Raw genomic sequence first — 583 nt, forward strand, 5'->3', positions numbered from 1 at the left:
CGCGGTCTGCGGCGTCTGCGATGCTCGGGGAGATGTCGGTAGACCTGCTCGGCGCTTCTCGCTCATGGTCTGGGCATTCAGCGCGTAGTATCCCGCGAGCTCGGGCAGGTCGCCGCCGTCGAAGTGATTGCGCTTCAGATCGCGGTAAATGGTCGAGGGGGCGCGGCTCAGTCGATCCGCGATCTCGGGGATCGGCATCTTGGCCTCACGCCACTTGGCAATCTTGATCCGTTCCTCGAAACTCAGCTGAAGGTAACAACGATCCATCCCGCATTCTCCACGCAAACTTCTGTTTTGATACAGAATTTGCACTTCGTTTGTGAATCCACCCAGTGTGAGCTCAAGGGTGGTTGCGACAGGCTCCGCTATCTCAGTTTCACCATTTCTTCTCTGAAGGCTTCGGTTGGCGTGCGCCATTGGAGGCATTTGCGGGGTGTCGCATTCAGTCTCTCGCTGATCTCCCGCATCTGGGGCCTCGAAAGCGATGCGAGAGGCGTATCACGGGGCAGGACGCGGCGGGCACGTCCATTCAGGTTTTCCACCGAACCTTTCTGCCAGGGCGCCTGCGGGTCGCAGAACCAGG

Annotated in this window: 2 protein-coding genes; both read right to left on the reverse strand. The window is 59.5% G+C overall.

Going from position 1 to position 583, the window contains the following annotated elements:
• On the reverse strand, positions 1 to 267 hold a 267-nt coding region (locus tag CLG85_RS27170), incomplete at its 3' end, for a helix-turn-helix domain-containing protein (protein WP_260350398.1).
• A gap of 98 nt (positions 268 to 365) precedes the next feature.
• Positions 366 to 583: transposase (locus CLG85_RS27175; RefSeq protein ID WP_375796963.1), on the reverse strand; the 218-nt coding region annotated here is incomplete at its 5' end.

It is taken from the genome of Alloyangia mangrovi, assembly GCF_002300555.2.
GTDB lineage: Bacteria > Pseudomonadota > Alphaproteobacteria > Rhodobacterales > Rhodobacteraceae > Salipiger > Salipiger mangrovi.